This is a genomic window from Stenotrophomonas sp. 24(2023) (genome assembly GCF_030913365.1).
GTDB lineage: Bacteria > Pseudomonadota > Gammaproteobacteria > Xanthomonadales > Xanthomonadaceae > Stenotrophomonas.
In genome coordinates this window covers 4212182-4233682 of record NZ_CP133160.1, presented here as the reverse complement: position 1 = coordinate 4233682, position 21501 = coordinate 4212182, and the positions used below count along the sequence as shown (strand labels likewise).

General features: G+C 70.2%; 20 protein-coding genes. 5 read left to right on the top strand and 15 right to left on the bottom strand.

Annotated features, from left to right (window positions below):
* Positions 1 to 20: 20 nt before the first annotated feature.
* From mgtA to Q9R17_RS19275, 5 genes are all read right to left on the bottom strand, one after another.
* Positions 21 to 2780 carry a magnesium-translocating P-type ATPase gene (mgtA, locus tag Q9R17_RS19295; RefSeq protein ID WP_308156191.1) on the bottom strand — a complete coding sequence of 920 codons (2760 nt, stop codon included), beginning with the start codon at positions 2778 to 2780 and terminating at the stop codon, positions 21 to 23.
* 140 nt (positions 2781 to 2920) lie between these two features.
* Positions 2921 to 3229, bottom strand: a complete 309-nt coding sequence (locus tag Q9R17_RS19290) for a hypothetical protein (protein WP_308156190.1) — start codon at positions 3227 to 3229, stop codon at positions 2921 to 2923.
* Positions 3230 to 3573: 344 nt separating this feature from the next.
* On the bottom strand, positions 3574 to 4506 hold the full coding sequence (locus Q9R17_RS19285; protein WP_308156189.1) for an ornithine cyclodeaminase family protein: 933 nt from the start codon (positions 4504 to 4506) through the stop codon (positions 3574 to 3576).
* Positions 4507 to 4511: 5 nt separating this feature from the next.
* Positions 4512 to 5642 (bottom strand): DSD1 family PLP-dependent enzyme, encoded by a 1131-nt coding sequence (locus Q9R17_RS19280; RefSeq protein WP_308156188.1) that lies wholly within the window; start codon positions 5640 to 5642, stop codon positions 4512 to 4514.
* Entirely contained in the window at positions 5642 to 6622 is a 981-nt protein-coding gene (locus Q9R17_RS19275) for a threo-3-hydroxy-L-aspartate ammonia-lyase (RefSeq protein WP_308156187.1), read from the bottom strand. The genes Q9R17_RS19280 and Q9R17_RS19275 overlap by 1 nt, the downstream gene beginning before the upstream one ends.
* Positions 6623 to 6773: 151 nt before the next feature.
* Here Q9R17_RS19275 and Q9R17_RS19270 point away from each other — a divergent pair, with 151 nt between their 5' ends.
* On the top strand, positions 6774 to 7733 hold the full coding sequence (locus Q9R17_RS19270; RefSeq protein WP_308156186.1) for a LysR family transcriptional regulator: 960 nt from the start codon (positions 6774 to 6776) through the stop codon (positions 7731 to 7733).
* Between the two features lie 181 nt (positions 7734 to 7914).
* Positions 7915 to 8100: a hypothetical protein gene (locus Q9R17_RS19265; RefSeq protein WP_308156185.1), complete on the top strand. Its 186-nt coding sequence runs from the start codon at positions 7915 to 7917 to the stop codon at positions 8098 to 8100.
* Positions 8101 to 8119: 19 nt separating this feature from the next.
* Here Q9R17_RS19265 and Q9R17_RS19260 read toward each other — a convergent pair whose 3' ends face one another.
* Positions 8120 to 9022 carry a LysR family transcriptional regulator gene (locus Q9R17_RS19260; RefSeq protein WP_308156184.1) on the bottom strand — a complete coding sequence of 301 codons (903 nt, stop codon included), beginning with the start codon at positions 9020 to 9022 and terminating at the stop codon, positions 8120 to 8122.
* 141 nt (positions 9023 to 9163) lie between these two features.
* Here Q9R17_RS19260 and Q9R17_RS19255 point away from each other — a divergent pair, with 141 nt between their 5' ends.
* Entirely contained in the window at positions 9164 to 9847 is a 684-nt protein-coding gene (locus Q9R17_RS19255) for a hypothetical protein (protein ID WP_308156183.1), read from the top strand.
* Between the two features lie 63 nt (positions 9848 to 9910).
* On the opposite strand, the gene Q9R17_RS19250 is transcribed toward Q9R17_RS19255, so the two are convergent.
* The 6 genes from Q9R17_RS19250 to Q9R17_RS19225 all read right to left on the bottom strand — a co-directional run bounded on the left by Q9R17_RS19250 (position 9911) and on the right by Q9R17_RS19225 (position 15948).
* On the bottom strand, positions 9911 to 11071 hold the full coding sequence (locus Q9R17_RS19250) for an alpha/beta hydrolase-fold protein (RefSeq protein WP_308156182.1): 1161 nt from the start codon (positions 11069 to 11071) through the stop codon (positions 9911 to 9913).
* A 22-nt stretch (positions 11072 to 11093) separates the two neighbouring features.
* The gene (locus Q9R17_RS19245; protein WP_308156181.1) at positions 11094 to 11402 is read right to left on the bottom strand and encodes a hypothetical protein; all 309 of its coding nucleotides are present in this window, start codon (positions 11400 to 11402) and stop codon (positions 11094 to 11096) included.
* A gap of 98 nt (positions 11403 to 11500) precedes the next feature.
* Positions 11501 to 12457 (bottom strand): pyridoxal-phosphate dependent enzyme, encoded by a 957-nt coding sequence (locus Q9R17_RS19240; RefSeq protein WP_308156180.1) that lies wholly within the window; start codon positions 12455 to 12457, stop codon positions 11501 to 11503.
* 125 nt (positions 12458 to 12582) lie between these two features.
* Positions 12583 to 13353: an SDR family NAD(P)-dependent oxidoreductase gene (locus Q9R17_RS19235; RefSeq protein WP_308156179.1), complete on the bottom strand. Its 771-nt coding sequence runs from the start codon at positions 13351 to 13353 to the stop codon at positions 12583 to 12585.
* Positions 13354 to 13376: 23 nt separating this feature from the next.
* Positions 13377 to 14558, bottom strand: coding sequence for an arabinose transporter (locus Q9R17_RS19230; protein ID WP_308156178.1), 1182 nt, complete (start codon positions 14556 to 14558; stop codon positions 13377 to 13379).
* Positions 14559 to 14622: 64 nt separating this feature from the next.
* Complete coding sequence (locus tag Q9R17_RS19225; RefSeq protein WP_308156177.1) at positions 14623 to 15948, bottom strand: amidohydrolase family protein; 1326 nt, start codon at positions 15946 to 15948, stop codon at positions 14623 to 14625.
* A 151-nt stretch (positions 15949 to 16099) separates the two neighbouring features.
* Between Q9R17_RS19225 and Q9R17_RS19220 the strand changes: the two genes are divergently transcribed.
* Positions 16100 to 17035 (top strand): LysR family transcriptional regulator, encoded by a 936-nt coding sequence (locus Q9R17_RS19220; protein ID WP_308156176.1) that lies wholly within the window; start codon positions 16100 to 16102, stop codon positions 17033 to 17035.
* On the opposite strand, the gene Q9R17_RS19215 is transcribed toward Q9R17_RS19220, so the two are convergent.
* Both Q9R17_RS19215 and Q9R17_RS19210 read right to left on the bottom strand, forming a co-directional pair.
* Positions 17032 to 17901, bottom strand: a complete 870-nt coding sequence (locus tag Q9R17_RS19215; protein WP_308156175.1) for an NAD(P)-dependent oxidoreductase — start codon at positions 17899 to 17901, stop codon at positions 17032 to 17034. The genes Q9R17_RS19220 and Q9R17_RS19215 overlap by 4 nt on opposite strands.
* A 44-nt stretch (positions 17902 to 17945) precedes the next feature.
* A complete protein-coding gene (locus Q9R17_RS19210) occupies positions 17946 to 19148 on the bottom strand; it encodes an MFS transporter (protein WP_308156174.1) in 1203 nt (400 codons plus the stop codon).
* A 100-nt stretch (positions 19149 to 19248) separates the two neighbouring features.
* Here Q9R17_RS19210 and Q9R17_RS19205 point away from each other — a divergent pair, with 100 nt between their 5' ends.
* On the top strand, positions 19249 to 20181 hold the full coding sequence (locus tag Q9R17_RS19205; RefSeq protein ID WP_308156173.1) for a LysR family transcriptional regulator: 933 nt from the start codon (positions 19249 to 19251) through the stop codon (positions 20179 to 20181).
* A 19-nt stretch (positions 20182 to 20200) separates the two neighbouring features.
* Here Q9R17_RS19205 and Q9R17_RS19200 read toward each other — a convergent pair whose 3' ends face one another.
* Positions 20201 to 21370 (bottom strand): M23 family metallopeptidase, encoded by a 1170-nt coding sequence (locus tag Q9R17_RS19200; RefSeq protein ID WP_308156172.1) that lies wholly within the window; start codon positions 21368 to 21370, stop codon positions 20201 to 20203.
* Positions 21371 to 21501 lie beyond the last annotated feature (131 nt).

The window sequence follows — 21501 nt, the reverse complement described above, 5'->3', positions numbered from 1 at the left end:
TCCTGCGCGGGGGCGGGCGCTTACTGCCAGCCGAAACGGCGGATGTAGAACTTCTTCAGTGCGGTGGTCAGCACCGCGTAGCCGAACAGGATGGCCACCAGGAACGGCCAGTAGCCGGTCGGCAGCGCCTGCAGCTTGAAGTAGCCGGCCAGCGGGCTCATCGGCAGGAACACGCCGATGGCCATGATCAGCCCGGTCATCAGCAGCAGCGGCGGTGCGGCCAGGCTCTGCACGAACGGCAGCTTCGGCGTGCGGATCATGTGCACGATCAGGGTCTGGGTCAGCAGGCCGACCACGAACCAGCCGGACTGGAACAGGCCCTGGTCGGCCGGCGTGCGCGCGTCGAACACGTACCACATCAGCGCGAAGCAGGTCAGGTCGAAGATCGAGCTGATCGGCCCGAAGAACACCATGAAGCGCCCGATGTCGGCCGGGTTCCACTTCAGCGGCTTGCGCACCAGCTCTTCATCCACGTTGTCGAACGGAATGGCGATCTGCGAGATGTCGTACAGCAGGTTCTGCACCAGCAGCTGCAGCGGCAGCATCGGCAGGAACGGCAGGAAGGCCGAGGCGACCAGCACCGAGAACACGTTGCCGAAGTTGGAGCTGGCGGTCATGCGGATGTACTTGAGCATGTTGTTGAAGGTGCGCCGCCCCTGCAGCACGCCTTCTTCCAGCACCATCAGGTTCTTTTCCAGCAGGATGATGTCGGCCGCCTCCTTGGCGATGTCCACCGCGCTGTCCACGCTGATGCCGATGTCGGCCGCCCGCAGCGCCGGGGCATCGTTGATGCCGTCGCCGAGGAAGCCGACCACCTTGCCCTGTGCGCGCAGTGCCCGCACCAGGCGCTCCTTGTGCAGCGGGGTCAGCCGGGCGAACACGCGGTGCCTGCGCAGGGCCTCGGCCACGGCGGCCTCGTCCATGCGCTCGATCTGTGGGCCGGTCAGGATCGCCGAGGCCTGCAGGCCGACCTGGGCGCACACCCGGGCGGTCACCAGTTCGTTGTCGCCGGTGAAGACCTTCACTTCCACGCCGTGGTCGGCCAGTGCCTGCAACGCCTGCGCGGCCGATTCCTTCGGCGGGTCGAGGAAGGCGACGTAGCCGATCAGGGTCAGGTCGTTCTCGTCGGTCTGCGAATACACGCTCTGGGTGGCGGCGGTTTCCTTCATCGCCACGGCCACCACGCGCAGGCCCTGTTCGTTCAGTTCCTCGGTGGTCTGCCGCACGCGGGCCAGGCGCTGGGCATCGAGCGGCATGTCCTGGCCGTCCTCGCGCACGCGGCTGCACACGGCCAGCATTTCCTCCACCGCGCCCTTGCAGATCAGTTCGTGGTGGTCTTCGCGCTCGGACACCACCACCGACATGCGGCGGCGCTCGAAGTCGAACGGAATCTCATCCACCTTGCGGTAGTCCTGCGACAGGCGCAGTTCGCTCTGCAGCTCCACGTGCTCCAGCACGGCACGGTCGAGCAGGTTGCTCAGGCCGGTCTGGAAGTGGCTGTTGAGGTAGGCGAACTTCAGCACATCTTCCGAGTCGTGGCCGAACACATCGGTGTGCCGCTCCAGGGCGATCTTGTCCTGGGTCAGGGTGCCGGTCTTGTCGGTGCACAGCACGTCCATCGCGCCGAAGTTCTGGATCGCATCCAGGCGCTTGACGATCACCTTGCGCCGCGACAGCAGCACCGCCCCCTTGGCCAGGGTGGAGGTGACGATCATCGGCAGCATTTCCGGGGTCAGGCCCACGGCCACCGACAGCGCGAACAGGAAGGCTTCGGTCCAGTCACCCTTGGTCCAGCCGTTGACCAGCAGCACCACCGGCACCATCACCAGCGCGAAGCGGATCAGCAGCCAGCTGACGCTGTTCACCCCGGCCTGGAAGGCGGTGGGCGCGCGTTCGGTGCTGGTGCTGCGGTGGGCGATGGTGCCGAAGTAGGTGCGGTTGCCGGTGGCCAGCACCACGGCGGTGGCCGTGCCGGAGACCACGTTGGTGCCCATGAACAGCAGGTTGTGCTGGTCCAGCAGGCCGGCCTGGGCATCGCCACGGCTGGCGAATTTTTCCACCGGCAGCGATTCGCCGGTCATCGCGGCCTGGGCGACGAACAGGTCCTTGGCCGCCAGCACCCGGCAGTCGGCCGGAATCATGTCGCCGGCCGACAGCACGATGTGGTCGCCGGGCACCAGTTCGCGGATCGGCACCTCGCGCTGCTGCGCCGGGCGGCGGCTGTGCAGATGGGCACCGAAGTACTGGTCGGCCACGTCGGCCGCTTCGGTACCGGTGTCACGGCGCAGCACCCGCGCGGTGTTGCCCACCAGCGCCTTCAGGCGCTCGGCGGCACGGTTGGAACGGCCTTCCTGCACGAAGCGGATCAGCGTGGACAGCACCACCATGGCGCCGATCACGACGGTGGCCTTGATGTCCTCGGTCAGCCAGGACACCACCGCCAGCACGGTCAACAGCAGGTTGAACGGGTTGCGGTAGCACTGCCACAGGTGGCGCCACCACGGCAGTGGCTTTTCGTGATCGACTTCGTTGGGCCCCAGCCGTGCCAGGCGCTCGCTGACCTCGTTCGGGCTCAGGCCATCGATGTGCGAATCCAGGGTGACCAGCAGCGCGGCGTCTTCCTGCTGGGCCAGCGCCACCAGGCCGGCGGTCAGGGCGAAGGGCGCGGCCTCGGCGGCACCGCGGCCAAAGCCGGCTTCGGGCATCGCACGGCGGCGGAACAGGTTGCCGGCGCGTCGGCTGCGCAGGAAGGCATTGAACCAGGCGTTGAGCAGGCTCATGGGTACGTCCTCATGGGTGAGGCCCGGCCGGCAAGCTGGCGCGACGGGCAATGAACGGAACAGCGGAAAAAACGCGGCAGGTACCGGCGCTGCGGCCGGCCGCCCGGAAGGCCCGGCCGCAGCGGCCGGGCCCGGGTGGATCAGGCGTGCTGGGCGTGGGGGCCGTGCTGCACGGCCAGCGTCCACGGCAGCAGGCGGATGCGCTGGCTGCCACCGATGCACAGCGGCTTCATCGCCTCGCGCAGCGGGCTGGGCAGGTGCCGCAGCACGCTGATGCGCTCACTGAACGGCAGCAGCGACAGCGCATCGGCGATGACCCGTGCCGACCCCAGTGCCAGGGCGCGGGCGAACAGGGCCGGGCCGTGCTGCAGCAGCTGGCTGCGCAGGCCGGTGACATCGCGCTCGCCGATCAGGCGGCGCAGGGTGATGTACAGGATCTTGTAGGACATGGGGGAATCTCCGGGAAAACGGCACCCGGGGCCCCCATCGCTCACACGGACAGGGACCAGCGGCCAGGCGCCAGCAGCAGGGGGCGGGACGGGTGCGCGATGCGCCCGGCAGGGTCAGGGTCCATGGGGGTCTCCACGATGCGGTCCGGTGCCAGCCGTCGCAGCTGGCCCGCGTATTGTCCGCGTCTGAACAGGACGGGCCTAGATGCCCTTCGGTTCGTCCGGCTATACCTTGGTATAGCGCGCTGGGGCGGTGTTCAGGTGGCTCGCCGGAACGGGGCGGGCGGCGCGTACACGCCAGCGCGCCCGCTACGGCTGGGCAGGCGTGCGCAGCAGCGCAGGGGTCAGCGGCGCGCGGGGTCGGCGGCGTCGGCGGCCAGCAGGGCTTCGGCCAGCAGCAGGTCCTGGATGGCGGTGCCGGAACTGTCGAACACGGTGATGTCGGTCGCACTCGCGCGGCCACGGGCATGCCCGGTCAGCACCTCCCCCAGCGCGGTCAGATCGGCCCCGGCCGGGGCATGCTGGAATTCGCCGATCACGCGTGATTGTGCGGGCAGGTCGCAGAACAGCCGTGCCTGTGCATGCAGCGCCACCGGCAGCTCCTGCTTGCCCACGGCATCGGAGCCCATCGAGGCGATGTGCGTGCCGGGCTGCACCCAGCCGGCATCGAACAGCGGCTGCCGGGCCGTGGTGGCGGTGACGATGATGTCGGCAGCGCGGCACGCCGTTTCCGCATCGGTGGTGCGTGCGTCCAGGCCCGCGTCGCGCAGGCGCGCAGCGAACGCCTCGCTGCGCTGCGGGTCACGGCCGACCACATGGACCCGTTGCAGTGGACGCACCGCGGCAATGGCCAGCACTTCATGCAGGGCCTGGTGGCCGGTGCCGAAGATCGCCAGGTGCCGTGCATCGGCGCGGGCCAGTGCATGCGCGGCCACGGCATCGGCGGCAGCCGTGCGGAACGCATTGGCTTCGGCGGCCTCGATCACCGCCTTCAGGCGGCCGGTCAGCGGGTCCAGCAGGACGATGCTGGAGGCATGACGCGGCAGCCCGCGCTCGGGATTGCCGGGCCAATAGCTGCCGATCTTCACGCCGGTGGCGGTCGCGGTGGTGCCGGATTTCAGGCCGAAGCGTTCGCCTTCGTGCAGGCCGTGTCCCTGCACCACCGGGAAGCAGGTGGTGGTGGGGGAGGCCAGGGCGATCATCGCCTCGGTTGCTGCCGTGAACGCCAGGGCCCGGTTCACCAGGGCAGCGGTGCGGGCTTCGGAAAGGTGGATCATCGGGCTCACCATCCGCGGAAACGCGGCCAGAAGGGAATCGTATCGGTCGCAGCGTCCAGCACATGGTAGCCGTCGAACTGCGCGGCGGTCGCGCAGGCATGGTTGGGCAGGATGCGCAGGCGGGTGCCGATCGGCAGCGTGGGCAACGCCGCCCTGCTGCCCGGACGCAGGGCAAGGATGCCGTGCTCCTGGTTGGCCTGGACCACGATCAGCCCTTCGATCTCCTCGCCCTGCGCGTCGCAGACCACACCGTAGCCCTGGTCGATGGCCTGCCCGGCGGTGCCACGGTCACGCGACAGCGCCATCCAGCCGGCATCGACCAGGATCCAGCCCTTGTCCTGCTGGTGACCGATCACGCGGGTCAGCACGGACAGGGCGATGTCCTCGCGCCGGCACACGCCGATGCCGGCCATCACCAGGTCGAAGAACACATAGACGCCCGCCCGCACTTCGGTGATGCCGTGCAGGTTGCGTGCGAAGTGCGCGGTCGGGGTGGAGCCGACGCTGACCACGGTGCAGGGGTGGCCAGCCGCCGCCAGGGTGTCGGCCACCTGCACCGCGGCCCGTCGCTCCTGTTCGGCGAATGCCGCCAGGGCATCAGGGGTGGTCGCGTTGTAGCTTTCGCCGGCATGGGTCAGCACGCCACGCAGTTCCACGCCGCCGGCGCGCAGGCGATCGGCGATGGCCACGATGTGCGGGTCACCGGGCCGCAGGCCGGAGCGGTGGCCGTCGCAGTCGATTTCCAGCAGTACCGGGAAGGTATCGCCCAGGCGCCGTGCGGCGTCGGCCACGGCGTCGGCCTGCGCCATGGCGTCGAGCACGATGGCCAGGTCGCAGCCCTGCTGGCGCAGCGCATGCACGCGGTCCAGCTTATGCGGGGCGATGCCCACGGCGTAGATGATGTCGCGCACGCCGGCCGCGGCGAACACGTCGGCTTCGCGCAGCGTCGATACGGTCGCGCCGATCGCGCTGTCGCCCAGCTGCCGGGCGGCCACCTGCACGGATTTGGCTGTTTTCAGGTGCGGGCGCAGGCGTGGGCCGAGCGGTGCCAGATGCGCCTGCAGGCGGGCGATGTTGCGTGCCATCTTCGCCGCGTCCAGCAGCAGGCACGGCGTGTCCATCAGCAGGGTGTCCATCATGGGCCCCGCGCGGTCTGCAGCAGGCGTGCGTAGCTGTCCAGGTCCACATTGCCGCCGCTGAGGATCAGGCCCACGCGCTGGCCACGCACGTCCAGCGCACCTGCCAGCAGCGCGGCCAGGCCCAGGCACGCGGTGGGCTCGACCAGCAGCTTCATGCGCTCGGCCAGGAAGGCCATCGCTTCCACGAGCTGCGCATCGCTGACCGTCACGATGCTGCGTACGTGGCGGCGGAGGATGGCGAAGGTGTAGCGGCCGAGGAACGTGGTGGTGGCACCATCGGCCACGGTACGCGGTGGCGCGATGGTCACCACCTGGCCGGCCTGCAGCGACTGCTGCCCATCGTTGCCGGCCTCCGGCTCCACCCCGTACAGCTGGCAGCCGGGTGACAACGCGGTGGCCGCCAGGCAGGCGCCGCCCAGCAGACCGCCGCCGCCCAGCCCGACCACCAGCGCGTCGAGCGGGCCGGTATCCTGCAGCAGCTCGCGGGTGGCCGTGCCCTGGCCCGCGATGACATCCGGGTGGTCGAACGGTGGCACCAGCGTCAGGCCACGTTCGGCCACGAGTGCGGCGCACAGCTGCTCGCGGCTTTCGGTATGGCGGTCGAAGAACTGGATCTGCGCGCCATAGCCACGCGTGGCCTCGACCTTGGCGCGCGGCGCGTCGGCAGGCATCAGCACGGTGGCCCGGGTGTCGTGCAGCCGGGCGGCAAGTGCCACGGCCTGGGCATGGTTGCCGCTGGAATAGGCGATCACGCCGGCAGCACGGCGGGCCGGTGCCATCGCCGCGATGGCGTTGCAGGCGCCACGGAACTTGAAGGCGCCCACGCGCTGGAACTGCTCGGCCTTGATGAACACCTGCGCCTGCAGGCGTGCATCGAGCGTGCGCGACGTCAGCACGGGGGTGCGATGGGCGTGGGCGGCGATGCGGGTGGCGGCCGCTTCGACATCGGCATAGCAGGGCAGGTCGGATGGATCCACGTGGGTCGCTGCGCAGGGGAAGGCTCTCCACGCTAGCGGTCCGGGGCGCGCGGCGCTGCAATACCGCGTTGCAGGCGCTGCAACGCCGCGCGGCGCCTGCACGGCAACGGGCTCTGGTATAAGGTTCGCACCTCTTTCGCGCAGCGGCCCCATGCCACGGCCCCATCACCGTCCGGACCCGGTGCGCCTGCTCGATCTGCAGGCGTTCTGCGCCGTGGCCGAGCACCTGAGTTTCGTCGCCGCCGCACGCGGCACCGGCATGAGCACCAGCACGGTGACCCGTTCGGTGCAGGCGCTGGAACAGGTGCTGGGCAGCGAACTGGTCAATCGCAGCCATCGCCATGTCTCGCTCACGCCGGCCGGTGAAGCGTATTACCAGGCCGTCAAGCCGGCACTGCGCCAGCTGGCCGAAGCGGCCGCCGCACTGGACAGGCCGCAGGCGGGCCTGGAAGGCTGGGTGCGTTTCGTGGCGCCCCCCGTGCTGGAATCGCGGGTGTTGCCGCAGGCGCTGGAGCAGGTCAGTCGCCTGCATCCCGGCATCCAGGTGGATATCACGTTCTCCGATACCGCCGTTGATCCGGCCGGGGCCGGGCTGGATTTCGCCATCCGCGGCGGTTATCCGGCCAGCAGCCAGTTGATCGGCCAGACGCTGTGGCGCTATGAGCGCCTGTTGTGCGCCAGCCCTGCCTATGTGGCGCGCCACGGGCTGCCGCTGGAGCCGCACGCCCTGGCCGGGCACCGCTTTGTCATCCATACCGGCCCGCGGTTGCTGCGCGGCTGGCGCTTGCAACGGCAGGACCAGGTGGTAGCGGTGCCGGCCGTCGCCACGCACCGGGTCAACAGTGGTGCTGGCCTGCTTGCCATGGTGGACGTGGGCCTGGGCATAGCGCGCATCGCCGACTGGATCGCTGCGCCGTTGATCGCGGCCGGGCGGCTGGTGCAGGTGTGTCCGGACTACAGCGTGGTGTCGCGCACCGGGCAGGTCGCGGAAATGCATGTGGTGCACCAGAGCCATGCCCTGTCGGCGGCCAGCCGTGCCATCATCGCGGCCATCCGCGAACATGCGCCGCCCGGCATGCTGCGTGTGGCACCGCGGCCTGCATCCGTCTGAGCCAATCCACACGTTCCGTCACGCGTTACGCATGTCCGCATGCGTGACTATACTGGCGCTGTCACCGCTACCGTCACCCCACGTTGCCATGGCACCGCGCGCCCCCCGATCATCCCCGCCGCCGGGTACCGACGCGCCCACGCCGCGCCGGCGCGGGCGCCCGCCCGTGCATGAGCAGGCCATGACGCCGGCCGAACGCCAGGCGCGTTATCGCCAGGTGCGGGCGCGGGCCGCCAATTCCGCGGCCGACCCCGCTACCTTCACCGACACCGCATTGCTGGACCGCATCCGCATGGCCATTTCCGATGGCAGCAGTGCCCGCACGATCGGCCGCTACGTGCGCGAACTGTCGCGGCGCTACCCGTGATGCCTGCGTACCCGGCGGATCAGCCGGCGGTGGCCAGTGCATCCACCAGCGGTGCCAGCCAGCCCGGTGCTGCCGCCGGTTGCCAGGCCAGGAAGACCTCTTCGGTGCACGGATACGGGTAATCCTGCAGGGGGATCGGCTGCAGTCCCAGTGATGCCAACAGCGTATCGGGCAGATAGGCCACCGCGGCGCCGGCCAGCACCAGTGACAGCAGTGCAGGCAGATCATCGGTCCAGTACCGCACATGCCGGGCGGCGATGTCCTCGCGCCAGCCATCGGCACGGCCGCCCCGGGCCAGCCCGCAGAAGGGCGAATGCTGGGGGGCCACGAAATCGACGCCGGCCAGGTCCTGCAGCCGGTACGCTGCGGCCGGATCCTGGCGGCCGGCCAGCAGCGGGTGGCCGCGATGGGCCGCCAGTTGCAGGGTCATGCGTCCCAGTGGCAGCAGCGTCGTGCCTGCCGGCGTGGCTGCGTTGGCGGCAACGCCGGTAACCACCGCGATATCCGCCTCGCCGCGTGCCAGGCTGGCCAGCGCGCTGTCTTCATGCGCGGCGGTGAGGTGCACACCACGCCGCCCCGGCAGGCGGTCCAGCGCCGCCGACAGCGCCGGTGCACTGCGCCACAGCAGCAGCGGCGGTCCGTGCACGCGCACGTGGCTCGGCACCTGGGTATCGCGGAATTCGGCCACGGTGTCCTGTGCCAGCGCCAGCAAGGCCTGGGCGCGCCGCAGCAGGCGCTGGCCATCGGCGTTCAGGCGCATGGCGCCGCCGCTGCGGTCGAACAAGGGCGTGCGCAGTGCCTGTTCCAGCCGGCGGATCGCCTTGGATACCGCCGACGGGCTGGCGTGCAGCGCATCGGCCGCCTGCCGCAGGCTGTCCTGCCGGGCGACTTCAGCGAACGTCCGCAGGTCATCGAGATTCATCACTGTGCACCATGGGGAAACGAAAGGCTCCCTATTGTCGCTTTCGGGTGAACGGGCGCCAAGGCAGACTGCCGGTCCCGCCCCTTCCGTCGCCGCCCGATGCCGCTGCCACCGCTTCCCGTTCGTTCTGCACTGCGCGGCGTGTTGCTGTTGCTGATGCTGCTGCTGGTCGCACTGCCGGCACAGGCCGATGGCCCGGCGGCGGGCCGTTGGGGCACGCATGGCATGGTGGTGTTCGGCAATCGTGACGGCCTGTATGCCATGCACCTGGCGATGTTCCACCGGCCCCACGACGTGCAGGTGGTGCTGCGCATCCACCTGGCCGATGCCGCGGCGGATGACGCCCTGCGCCGCACGTTGGCACGACGGTCCGTGTTGTGGACGCTGGCGCCGGAGCGTTTCGACCTGGATCGCCTTGCGCCGGCAGCGCCTGCGCCACTGCCGGGCTTCCCGGCCCGGTTGTATCGCGGGCATTTCGAGCGCGGTGGACAGCCGCAGCCGGCCCTGCAGCAGGTGGTGGTGGAACAGGTACTGGTGTTCCAGCCGCTGGACCCCGCTTACCGCAGCGCCGCCGTCGAACGCTATCGCCTGATCGGGCAGGGCCGCCACCGCTTTCTGGTGAAGCAGCTCGACCAGCGGCCGGATGCCGACCTGCTGCTGGCGGTCACCGTGCCGGCCGCGACCGCAGCGGGGACGACGGTGGCACGCCCTGCCGATGGACGCCTGCCGCGCGCAGGGCAGGGGCCGCAGTGGCTGGGGCGCGAGCGTTACCGTGGGTGGCGCGCGGGTGCGGTGATCTACGCCGATGGCGCGGACCTGCGCTGAGCCCTGTTGATGGGCGGCGGCGCAGGCCGCGCGCCCATCGACGCATTGCCACAGCGGGCGGCACTACCCGGCGGACGGCACCCGCACGGCGTGTACCAGGTGATCCTTGCGCGCCCCATTCGGGCCCGGGGTATCTTCCAGGGAAATCGCCAGGCCCTGCACCTTGCCGTGGTCGCGCAGCACCTGCACCCGGGTCCAGACATAGCGCTCAAACCAGGCATCAGGGGCGGAACTGAGCAGCGTCACCCGCTCCTGTGGCTCGTCACCGAAGCCGATCATCATCAGCTGTCCATCGGCATTGGCAAGCGTGAATGTCCTGCCGTCGCCGGTGCGGTAGCTGCCGGCCAGCTCCTGCGCAGGTGCCTGGCGCAGTTGTGGCCCATAGATCGCGTACAGCGCATCGATGGCATTGCGGAAGGCGATGGTCTGGTGCGTCTGGCCCTGCGTGCGTTCGGCATGCCAGTGCAGCGCCGGATAGTGGTGCCCTGCAACGGCGGCATCCAGGGCCGCCAGCCGGCCATCGTCACTTTCCAGTCCGCCCTGGTCCACGAACACCCGCGCGGCGACCTCGGGGTGCAGCGCATGCAGCTGCTGTTCCTGCGTGAGCAGCACGAAATCCTGCCAGACCAGGGACGGGCTGGAAGCATAGACGTGCTGGAACTGCTGCGGCGCATTGAACAGGGCGTACAGCGCAAAGAAGCCGCCCAGGGAGTGCCCGCCGATGCCCGTATCGTCCGGGTTGGTCGGGAACGAGCGATCGATGTAGGGCTTGATGTCCTGCTGGAAGATGCGCAGGAAATTGGCGGCCCCCCGGTTGTCCGGGACCGTCCAGTGCGGGTCCTTGCCGGCCGTGGGCAGGTCCATCGAATACGAATCGTCCGGCGGGAAATCCACGCCCACCAGGATCAGCGGCGGAATGTCCCCGGCGGCCAGGAAACGCGTTACCTGCGAAAAGAACGTACCGAACGCATTGCCGGGGATGAAGTAGAAGACGCCATAGCGCTTGCCGTCACCGGGGGTGTAGCCGCGTGGCATGAAGACCTGCAGGGAATAGGTGACCCCATTGCCCGCGGCGACGATGCTGCGTTTGTAGCTGTTTGCCACCGCGACCTCGGCGGCCGGGGTCGCGGACGGGGGCCGTGCCGGTGGCGTTGTGGCCCCGGCGGGGCTGGACAGGAGCCACAGCAGGGCACTTGCCGCGGTGCGGCAGATCAGGCTTTTCATCGGTGCAGGGGCCGTCAGGGAATCAGCGGGCGGTACAGTCGGCCAGCACGGCGTGGTGCGTGGTGCCGTGTGTGATGTCGACCGGGGTGCTGCAGGCCAGGCCCTGCTGGGCAGTCAGCTCATAGTGCCCCTCGGGCGCGACGGCGACGAAGTGCCCGCGCGCATCGGCGACCACGCCGATGATGGCACCGCTCCCCTTGTTGATCAGGTACAGCTGCTGGCCCGGCGTGGCGCGCCCATCGACCTTGCCTTGGCGGGGGGTGTCGGCCCCGGCGGTCCCGGCAAGCAGGGTGGTTGCAAGCAGGAGGGTGTACGAAAGAGGGGCGTGCATGGCAGGGACTCGGGATGGAGAGACGATTGGATGCCGCGGGGACGCAAAAGGTTTAAACGGCGCCGCCGCGCGACCGAGCGTCCCCGTGCAGCGTTCCCTCAGCCGTGCGCCGACAGCGCCAGCGCTTCCGGGTTGCCGAACAATCCTGGCAGGCCACCCGAGTGCAGGAATACCGTGCGCTCGCCCGGCCGCACCTGGCCCTCGCGCACGGCGGCGATCAGGCCGGCAAAGGCGCGGCCGGTATAGATGGGGTCCAGGATGATGCCTGCCGTGCGGGCGGCAAGCTGCAGTGCCTGTGCCACCGCGGGAGTCAGGTGGCCATAACCCGCGCCCACCTGGTCATGGCGGATGCGCAGCGGCGCTTCAAATGCGGCCTCGCGGTAAGCGGACAACAGCCCGCGTACCCGCCCTTCCGGATCGGCCACGGCACCCGCGTCGACCCCGTGCACGCGCTCGGCACCCAGCGCCTGCACCAGCCCCGCCATCGTGCCGCCCGAACCGATCGCGGTGAATACATGGGCGAGGTCGGGTGCCTGGTGCAGCAGTTCTTCGCCGCCGTCGACATAGCCTTGCACCGCCGCCGCATTGGAGCCCCCGAAGGGAATCAGCACCGCACGCACGCCATCGTGCTGCAGCCGGTCCACTTCGGCCTGCGCCAGCGCCTCCAGCGCGTGGTCATCCACATCCCCCGCCCAGTGGATGCGTGCACCCAGCAGCCCATCCAGGGCGATGTTGCCGGTGTAAGCCTGCGGTGCATGGCCAGCCAGCACCAGCAGCACGTCCACGCCCAGACGTGCGGCCGCGGCCGCGGTCAGCCGGGCATGGTTGCTCTGCGCCGCACCCACGGTGACCAGCAGCGTGGCACCCTCGGCCAGGGCCTGCCCGCCGGTGTATTCCAGCTTGCGGATCTTGTTGCCGCCACCGGCCAGGCCGGTCAGGTCGTCGCGCTTGATCCACAGGTCATCGGCCCGCAGGCCCAGTGCCTGTGACAGGCGGGGTGCCGGTTCCAGCGGGGTCGGCCAGCTGCCCAGCGCGATGCGTGGCCTGCGGGTCATGGTGTCGTTCCGTGATGGGGGATGGCACAGCGTAGCGGCAGGCAGGGTGGCAGCAGTGGGAGGCTGGCACAGCAGCATTGCAACAACGGCTGTGCTAGCGCGCGACCGCCGCCCACCGCATCCGCTCAGCCGGGCAGGGCCACCCCGCTGATGTCCTGCAACCGGGCCAGCAGCCTGTCCTGCAGGGCAGGGTCATGCGCCTGCGGGTTGGCGGCCATCTGCCGCTGGTAACGGAAGTAGCGGCCGCTGGCCTGTGCGGCGGCATCGTGGCTGGTGGCCAGCCACGCCTGGGTCAGGTGCGCCTTGTGCAGATCATCGGGGGCGCCGGCACCGCCCATGCGCGTGGGCACCCAGCCCGGCTCCAGTGCGGTGGCCACCACCTGCGGCCAGCGGCGCGCAATGGCGAAGGCCAGCATCGCATCGTGCAGCTTGGTTTCGGCATAGGCGGTGGCGGCATTCCAGCGGCGGCGCTGCCACAGCAGGTCATCCAGATGGGCATCGACGTGGTGGTGCATGCCCGAGCTGAGGTAGACCAGGCGCGCCGGGCGCGCGATCAGCGCGGTCAGCAGGTAGCTGGACAGCGTGTTGACCGCGAACACATGCGGCAGGCCGTCCTCCGTCAGGCGCAGGGCTTCCTGGTAGCCGACGGCGGCGTTGTGGATGACCGCATCGAACCGGCCGAGTGCGTTGACCTGCGCGGCCACGTCGCGGCAGCCGGCGAGGGTTTCCAGATCGCCCACCACCACGGCTTCGGCGGTGGGCAGGGCAAGGCGTGCGTCGTCGGCGCGTGCGGTGGTGCGGGCATGCAGCACCACCTGGTGGCCGAGCTGCTGCAGGTGTTCTGCGGCCATCAGGCCCAGGCCGGTGGACGAGCCGGAAATGAAGATGCGTGACATGGGGAAGTCCTGTGCGGGAGGAATCAGCGGGAAGCGCGGGAGGAGCAGGCGGCCAGTACGGCACCCAGCAGTGCGCAGCCGGCACCGAACACATACACCGCGGCATAGCCGAAGTGTCCGGCGATAAGCCCGGCGGCAGGCCCGGCGATGCCGTAGGCGATATCCAGGAAGGCCACGAAGGCCCCCATCGCACTGCCACGGTTGGCCGGCGGCACGCGCTTGAGCGCTTCCACGCCCAGTGCCGGGAACACCAGCGCGCAGCCCAGCCCGGTGACCAGTGCGCCGGCCAGTGCCGTGGCTTCGTCAGGGGCCAGCCACAGCATCGCCTGGCCGGCGGCTTCCACCAGCAGCGACAGCATCGCAACGCGGTAGCCGCCCATGCGGTCGGGCAGGTGGCCGAACAGCAGGCGCACCAGGATGAAGCCGGCACCGAAGGCGGTCATCACCCAGCCGGCGTTGTGCCAGTGGCGTGCGGCGAAGTACAGCGAGGCGAACGCGGTCAGTCCGGACAGGCCCACGCCCTGCAGCATCAGGCCCAGGCCTTCGCGCCAGATGCGCCCGATGACATGGTGGAACGGCAGCCGCAGCCCGCCCGAGGACGGGTACGCGGTGGCGGCCGCAGCGATGCCCAGCGCCAGCAGCGGTGCGGCGATGCAGGCGGCCATCGCCGCGCCCACGCCCAGGTGCTGGAACAGCAGCATGCCGGCCGGTGCACCGACCGACAGCGCGGCAAACATCGCGATGCCGGTCCATGACATCGACAGGCCGGCACGCTGCGGGCCGACCGAGGCGATCGACCAGGACACGCAACCGGTGACGAACTGGCTTTCGCCGACGCCGGCCAGCAGGCGCCCGAGCACGATGATCGCCAGGCTGGCGCCGGGGGACAGCATCGGCAGCGTGGCCAGCAGGTACAGCACGCCGGCCAGGGTGCACACGGCGGCTCCCTGCAGTGCCGAGCGCTTGCCGCCGTGCTGGTCGGTCAGGCGGCCGGCGTAGCCGCGGGTGAGCACGGTGGCCAGGAACTGGATGCCGATGACCAGTCCCACCACCAGCGTGCTGAAGCCCAGTTGGCCATGGATGAACAGCGGCAGCACCGGCAAGGGCAGGCCAACGGCCAGGTAACCGCAGAACAGCGCGGCGATCACGCCGCCGGCCGGGCGGGCGAGGGGCACGGTGACCGTGCCGGAAGGCGAAGTAGACATGGGGTGTCCCGTAGGCTGGAAGAAAAGGCGGCAGGGCGGGCGCATGCACCGCCCTGCCACGCGGTCAGGCCCGCGCGGTGAACAGGTCAAGCGACTGGCCGCCGGCGCGCAGCAGGTAATCGCGCGAGGCGTCGATATCCGCCGCCAGCGCCGTGGTATCCACGCCGAGCAGCACGCCGCCGCGCTTGCGCAGCTGCCCGGCCACCATCACCGTGTCCACGTCGGCCCGCTCGACGGCCTGCACGATGGTGGCGATCGCGTTGTTGACCGGGAACACCGCCGCGCCGCTGGTACGCACCATGATCAGGTCGGCCTGCTTGCCAGGGCGCAGCGTGCCGATCCGGTCCTCCCACCCGGCCGCACGCGCACCGTTGACGGTGGCCGCCTGCAGCACCGCGTCCACGGTGATCGGCGCAGGCACATCGGTTTCGCCACGGAAGCGGCGGTAGCGCATCGCGGCGCGCTGCTGGCCGAACAGGGCGTGCATCTCGCCGAACAGGTCACTGCCGAACGCGGTGTCCAGGTCGATGCCCAGTGCCGGTGACAGGCCACGGTCGATCGCCATCTGGTAGGCGAAGCGGTCATCGTCGAAGCCGAACAGCGCATCCGAGCGCGGGTTCACCGTGATGTTCACCCCGGCATCGGCCAACAGGGCCCAGGTGGCCTCGGGCACCCGTGTGCAGTGATTGAAGATGTTGTGCGGCCCCAGCACACCGGGTGCGGCAAAGGCCGGGCCGAGGGTGGCCAGATCGCCGATGAACTCGGTGAGGATGCGCAGGTCCAGCTGGCGCGCGACCTGCCAGGCGGCCAGGTCCAGCTGGCCGAACAGGCCCACCTGCACACGGCTGCCGGCGTGGTTCCAGCGGGCGGCCAGGCGCTGCAGATCGCCGGGCAGGTGGGCCTTGTCCGCCTGCGTGTCCATCGGCGCGCCGACCATGTGCAGGGCACGGATACCGCTGTCATGCAGCGCCTGCAGCGCCGCGTCGCTGTGCAGGGGGCTGCGGGCGTTGTGGCAGGCGTCGATCACGGTGGTGATGCCCGATTCCAGCGCGGCCACGGCGGTCAGCCGGGTGCTCAGGTACATGTCCTGCGGCCGGTAGTGGGCGCCCAGTGTTTCGCCGACGAAGTCGATGTAGGCGAACAGGTCATCCACGTTGGGCAGCATCCGGCGCATCACGCCCAGCCACATGTGGTGGTGGGCGTCGACCAGGCCGGGCATCACGATATGGCCGCGGGCGTCGATCACCTGCGCATCGCCGTCCGGAAGGGATGGGGCGATGGCGGCGATGCGGTCATCCTCGATGAGCACATCGCCGGTGGCCAGGTTCGGGGTGTGGGCGTCGAGCGTGAGAACGCTGCCGCCCTTGAACAGGGTGCGGTTGCGGGACATGGGGGCTCCGGGAAACGGGTAGCAGGGACGGGCAGGCGCGGCGTGCCTCGGGCGAGGGGCGCAGGCCACGGCGTGCACGATAGGTTGCAGCCCTTTGTTGATAAATATAGATTCAGTCAAATAATCCTTGCTGAAATTCAACAAAGACCCCATGAGCACCGACGGGCGCATTCTTTCGGGCATGAGCGTGCTGGCCACCGTGGTCGAGGCCGGCAGCTTCAGCCGCGCCGGCGAGCTGCTGGGCATGTCCACCTCCGGGGTCAGCCGGGCCATCAGCCGGCTGGAACAGCGGCTGGGCATCCGCCTGCTCGACCGCTCCACGCGTTCGCTGCACCTCACCGGCGAGGGCGCCAGCCTGTACGCACGTGCCGCGCCGCACCTGGAGGGCATCGAAGAGGCGGCCAACTACGTGTCCGGCGCGGCGGTCGCGGTGCGCGGCACGCTGCGGGTCAGCCTGAACCGGCTGTTTGCCCGCCACCTGCTGGCGCCGCGCCTGGACGAACTGCACCGGCGCCATCCCGGCTTGAACCTGGTCACGGTGCCGCCGCTGGACAGCGGCGAACTGATTGCCGAAGGCATCGATGTGGCGGTGCGCTTCGGGCCACAGCCGGCCTCGACGATGGCCTCGCGCCTGCTGCTGGAAACACGGGTGATGACGCTGGCCTCACCGGACTACCTGGCCCGGCATGGCCGGCCGGCCCACCCGGAACAGCTGAAGGACCATGACTGCATCCAGTACACCGACCCGCAGCGAGGCCGTCCCTTCGACTGGGAATTCCACCGCGACGGCCGGGTGTTGCCGGTCGATACCACCGGCCGGCTGACCACTAGCGACGTCGACCTGATGCTGCAGGCCTGCGCCAGTGGTGCAGGCGTGGCGCAGATCCTCGAACTGACCGCGCGCGACTTGCTGCAGCAGGGGCGGCTGCTGGAACTGTTCCCGGACTGGCCGGGGGAAACCTACCCGCTGTACGCGATCCGGCCGTCGCGACGGCTGGCCCCGGCCGCGGTCGAAGCGTTCCTCGATTTCTGCGTGGAAATCTGCCGCGACGCGGCGGCGCAGGGCCTGCCGGCAGCGATGCGCTAGCGGCGCTTGCCGCTGTACAGGGTGGCCACGCTGGTCATGTGCCGCTCGCCCAGCCCGGCGGCGGCAGCGGTGGCAAACACCTGGCGGGTGGCTTCGGTGGCCGGCGCGCCCGCCGGGCCGCCGCACGCATCCACCATGTACTGCAGGTCCTTGTGGATCAGCTGCACCGGGAACAGCGGGCGGTAGTCGGCGGCCAGCATCGAGGCCGCCACCTTGCCCACCGCCGGGCTCCACACGGTGGTTGCGCTGAGGGCATCGATCACCGGCGCAGCGGCGACGCCACTGCGGGCCAGCAGGCCGACCACCTCGGCCATCGCCGCGACCTGCACGCCCAGCAGGGTGTTGGTGGCCAGCTTGGCCAGCGCCCCGGTGCCCAGTGCGCCCACCCGGTGCACCTCGCAGCCCATGCAGCGCAGGGCCGGTGTGGCCTGGGTGATGGCCTCGCGGTCACCGCTGGCAAGGTAGATCAACTGGCCCATCTCCGCCTGCGGCAGGCTGCCCGATACCGGTGCTTCGATCAGGCGCACGCCCGCGCGCTGTGCGGCCTGGCCAAGCGCGGTGATCCAGCCCGGCGACACCGTGGAACTCTCGACGGCCACCGCCTGCGGACCGACCGCGGCCAGCGCGCCGTTGTCTTCATCCAGCCAGATGCTGCGCGAGGCGTCATCGTTGGCCACCATCGCCACCACCAGGTCGGCGCCGGTGGCAGCTTCGCGCGGCGTGGCGGCCCAGCGGGCCCCGGGCAGCACATCGTTGCGGGCGGGCCCGGCACTGCGGTTCCATGCGGTCACCTGGTGCCCGGCGTCGATCAGCCGCGCGCACATGCGCTGGCCCATGCTGCCGATGCCAAGAAATGCGATTTTCATGATGCGTCCTTCTTCGATGGAATGTTCAACAACGGGCAGGCGGCTCAGGCCCGGCGTGCGGCGCGATGCACCACGGCCAGCCCCACCAGCACGAACACCGCTGCCACAACAGGAATGCGTGCGGGCCCGCTGGCATTGATGACCTGGCCGCCGATCAGCGCGCCCAGGCCGATGGCTGCGTTGAAGACGGCCACGTTGATGGCCGTCGCCGCGTCGGCGGCGCCCTCCAGGCGGGCCGCGCCACGGAACACCAGCGTCTGCAGCAGCACCGGCAGCGCGCCATACGCCGCGCCCCAGCAGGCGATGACGCCCACGGTGGTGGCGAGGTGGTGGCCGGCCAGCGCCAGCGCGAACAGGCTGGCGGCCATCAGCGCGGTGATGATGGCCAGCCCGGTGTGCAGGGCACGTGCGGCCAGCGGCGCAGCGGCGAAATTGGCGGCCACCCCGGCTGCGCCGTAGACCAGCAGCAACAGGCTGGTCTGCTCGCTGCCCACGCCGGCCACCTGCGCCAGCCACGGCGTGATGTAGGTGTACGCCAGGAAGTTGCCGGTGACGATCAGCGCGGTGGCCGAGAACACCGCCAGCAGGGCGCGGTCACGCGCGATCGCCCCCATGGCATGGCGCAGCGAGGCCTTGGACAGGCGTACGGCCGGCACCGACCAGGTGACCACCGCGAACACAGCCAGGCTCAGCACCGACAGCGCGGCAAATACCGCCCGCCAGCCGGCGTGGTCGCCGATCAGCGTGCCGGCGGGAACGCCCAGTACCGTGGCCAGCGAGACCCCGCCGAAGACGATGGCGGTGGTGCGGATGGCATTGCGCGCCGACACCAGATGCACCGCGGTCACCACGGCGGTGGACCAGAACACGCCGATGGCAGCGGCCACCAGCACCCGGCCGGCCAGCACGGTGGCGTAGCCCGGGGCCAGGCAGGTGATCAGGTTGCCGATACCACACACCGCCAGCAGCGCGGCCATCAGCATCCGGCGGTCGAGGCGGCCGAGCAGGCCGGTCAGCGGCGCAGCGGTCAGTGCGACCACGAACGCGAAGCAGGACACCAGGTAGCCCGCGGCGCCGAGCGAAACGCCCAGGCCCTGTGCCATCGCCGGCAGCACGCCGACCGGCATCAGTTCGGTGCTGACGAAGGTGAAGCAGCCCAGGCTCAAGGCCAGGACGGCGGCAGCCGCCCGCAGGCGGGAGGGATGGTGCGTGCCGGCGGTGCCGGCGAGGGGCGGTGCAAGGGACATGCAGGCATCCTCCGGTGGTCTGCGAAGGCGGCATTCTGCTGCGTGGCCATGGCGGTTGCGATAGCATGGATGGCATGACATTCATGCGCAGGAGGCATCAATGACACGCATGGACAGCCAGTTGCTGGCGGGCCTGGAGGTGATGTTCGCCATCGTCGAAAGCCGCAGTTTCAGCGCCGCTGCCGAGGTCGTGGGGCTGTCACAGCCCGGGGTCAGCCGGGCGGTGGCCCGGCTGGAGGCGCGGCTGGGCATGCGCGTGTTCGAACGCACCACGCGCGCCGTGCGCCTGACCGACGAAGGGCGCCGCTACTACGAAGCGGTGCGGCCGCTGGTGGCGGCGATCGCTGAAGCCACCGAGTCGGCGGCAGGCACGACCGCCGTCATCCGTGGCCGCCTGCGCGTCAATGTCGATCCGTTGTTCGCCCAGGCCGTGCTGGCACCGCAGATCGGCCGCTTCATGGACCGGCACCCCGCGCTGGAGGTTGAACTGCGCAGCCGCGATGACCTGGGCGACATGGTGGCCGAAGGCTTCGACCTGGCTCTGCGCTTCGGCCACCCGCGCGCCTCGTCACTGGTGGCGCGCCGGGTGTTCGACACCCGGGTGATCGCCGCGGCTTCGCCGGCCTACCTCAAGCGCTTCGGCCGGCCGGCCGATCCGGGCGCGCTGGAAACCGCCGCGCACCGCTGCATCCTGTTCCGTGAGGCGGCCACCGGCGGCACGTTTGCCTGGGAATTCCGGCAGGGGCGCCGGAAGCGCGTGGTGGTGCCGCAGGGTCGCCTGACCGTCAACGAAGCCGGGGCGGTGTACGCCGCCTGCCTGGCCGGGCAGGGCATCGCCCAGCTGTTCGAACTGGGCATCGAGCAACACCTGGCCAGCGGTGCACTGCTACCGGTGTTCCCCGAGTGGTGTGACCTGCGTTTCCCGCTGTACGCCTATTACCCCACGCGCCACCACGTGCCGGCCAAGACCCGGGCGTTGCTGGCGTTCGTGGCCGAGCTGGCGGCAGGGCAGGCCGGCGTGGCGAACACCTAGCGGCGAGGCCCGGGCCGTATCAGTGCAGCGGGAAGCGCACCACCACATCGTTCAGCGGCAACTGCTGCTGGCGGGGCTGCGCAGGGGCGGCGTGCCAGGCCGGCCCGCCCGGGAACAGCTGCGCCTCGCTTTCCGGGCCGAGGTAGTGGAAGTGCTCGAAGGTGTACGGCACGCCTTCGGCGCCTTCGAAGGTGGGTTGGTCGGAGAGCTGGAAATGCAGGTGCGGGGCCGCCGAGTTGCCTGACTGCCCCAGTTGCGCCACCACTTGCCCACGCACCACGTGGTCCCCGGGCTTCACCCGCACGCTGCCGGTCTTCAGGTGTGCATAGCTGGCGAATACGCCGGGGGCGATTTCCAGGATCACGTGGTTGCCGAACAGGGTATCGGCGGTCAGCGCCGCAGGTTCGGGCTGTGCCGTGAGCGGCGGGTATTCGGGCTCACCATCATGGCTGCCCCGGACGATGCCGTCGGCCACCGCCACCACGTCCCAGCCGTAGCCGATCCAGTCGCTGTGCTGCTTCCGCTGCAGTGCGCGGGTGCCGTGGCGCAGTGCACGGCCGGACGCATCCACGCCCACCAGGTCCAATGCGTAGCGCTGTGGAATCGTCAGTGCGCCATTGACGGCCACCAGGCTGCCCCAGTGGTGTGACTGCGCCGCGCCCGGGCCTTCATGGGCCAGCCAGTCGCCTCCGCGCAGCGGCGGCCCCAGCGTCGGGGGCGGGGTGGTCGCCACCTGCAGTGCAGCGCCATCCAGGCGTACCGGGGTGCCCTGCACGGTGCGCAGGTCCATCACGTGCCGCAACCGGCGCGGCATGGCCCTGCCATCGGGCAGTGTGATCCAGACGAAGATGACCGACCGCGCGCCTGCGGCGATGGATGCGGCGCTGCCCTGGGCCGGCGTGGGGCGGATCTGCCGCGCCAGTGCCTGCGGGTCCCAGTGCAGCAGCGGCACCGGCCCGTCGTCTGCGAACACCTGCAGGTCCTGCGCCGCCAGCGCACCGGTATCGCCGTAGAAATTGCTGACATGCAGTTCGTAGGCAAGGTGCCGATGGCCATCGCTGCCCAGGAACGCCGACGGTGCGAAGGGTACATGGGCCTCCACCGGTGCCGGTGGCGGCGTGGCCGCGTTCGCCCACACGGGCACGGTGGCCAGCAGCATCGCCCACATCCATCCCGATCGATCGCGCATCGACGTCCCCCGTAAAGGCAGCAGCATGCGCCATGCGTGGCCGCCTGGAAATGCCCGCCGGTCGCCCGGGAGCGCGCCCGGGAAGGCAACGCGCAGGGATTTGATTGGATCGAAAAAATCTGCCGTTTCTG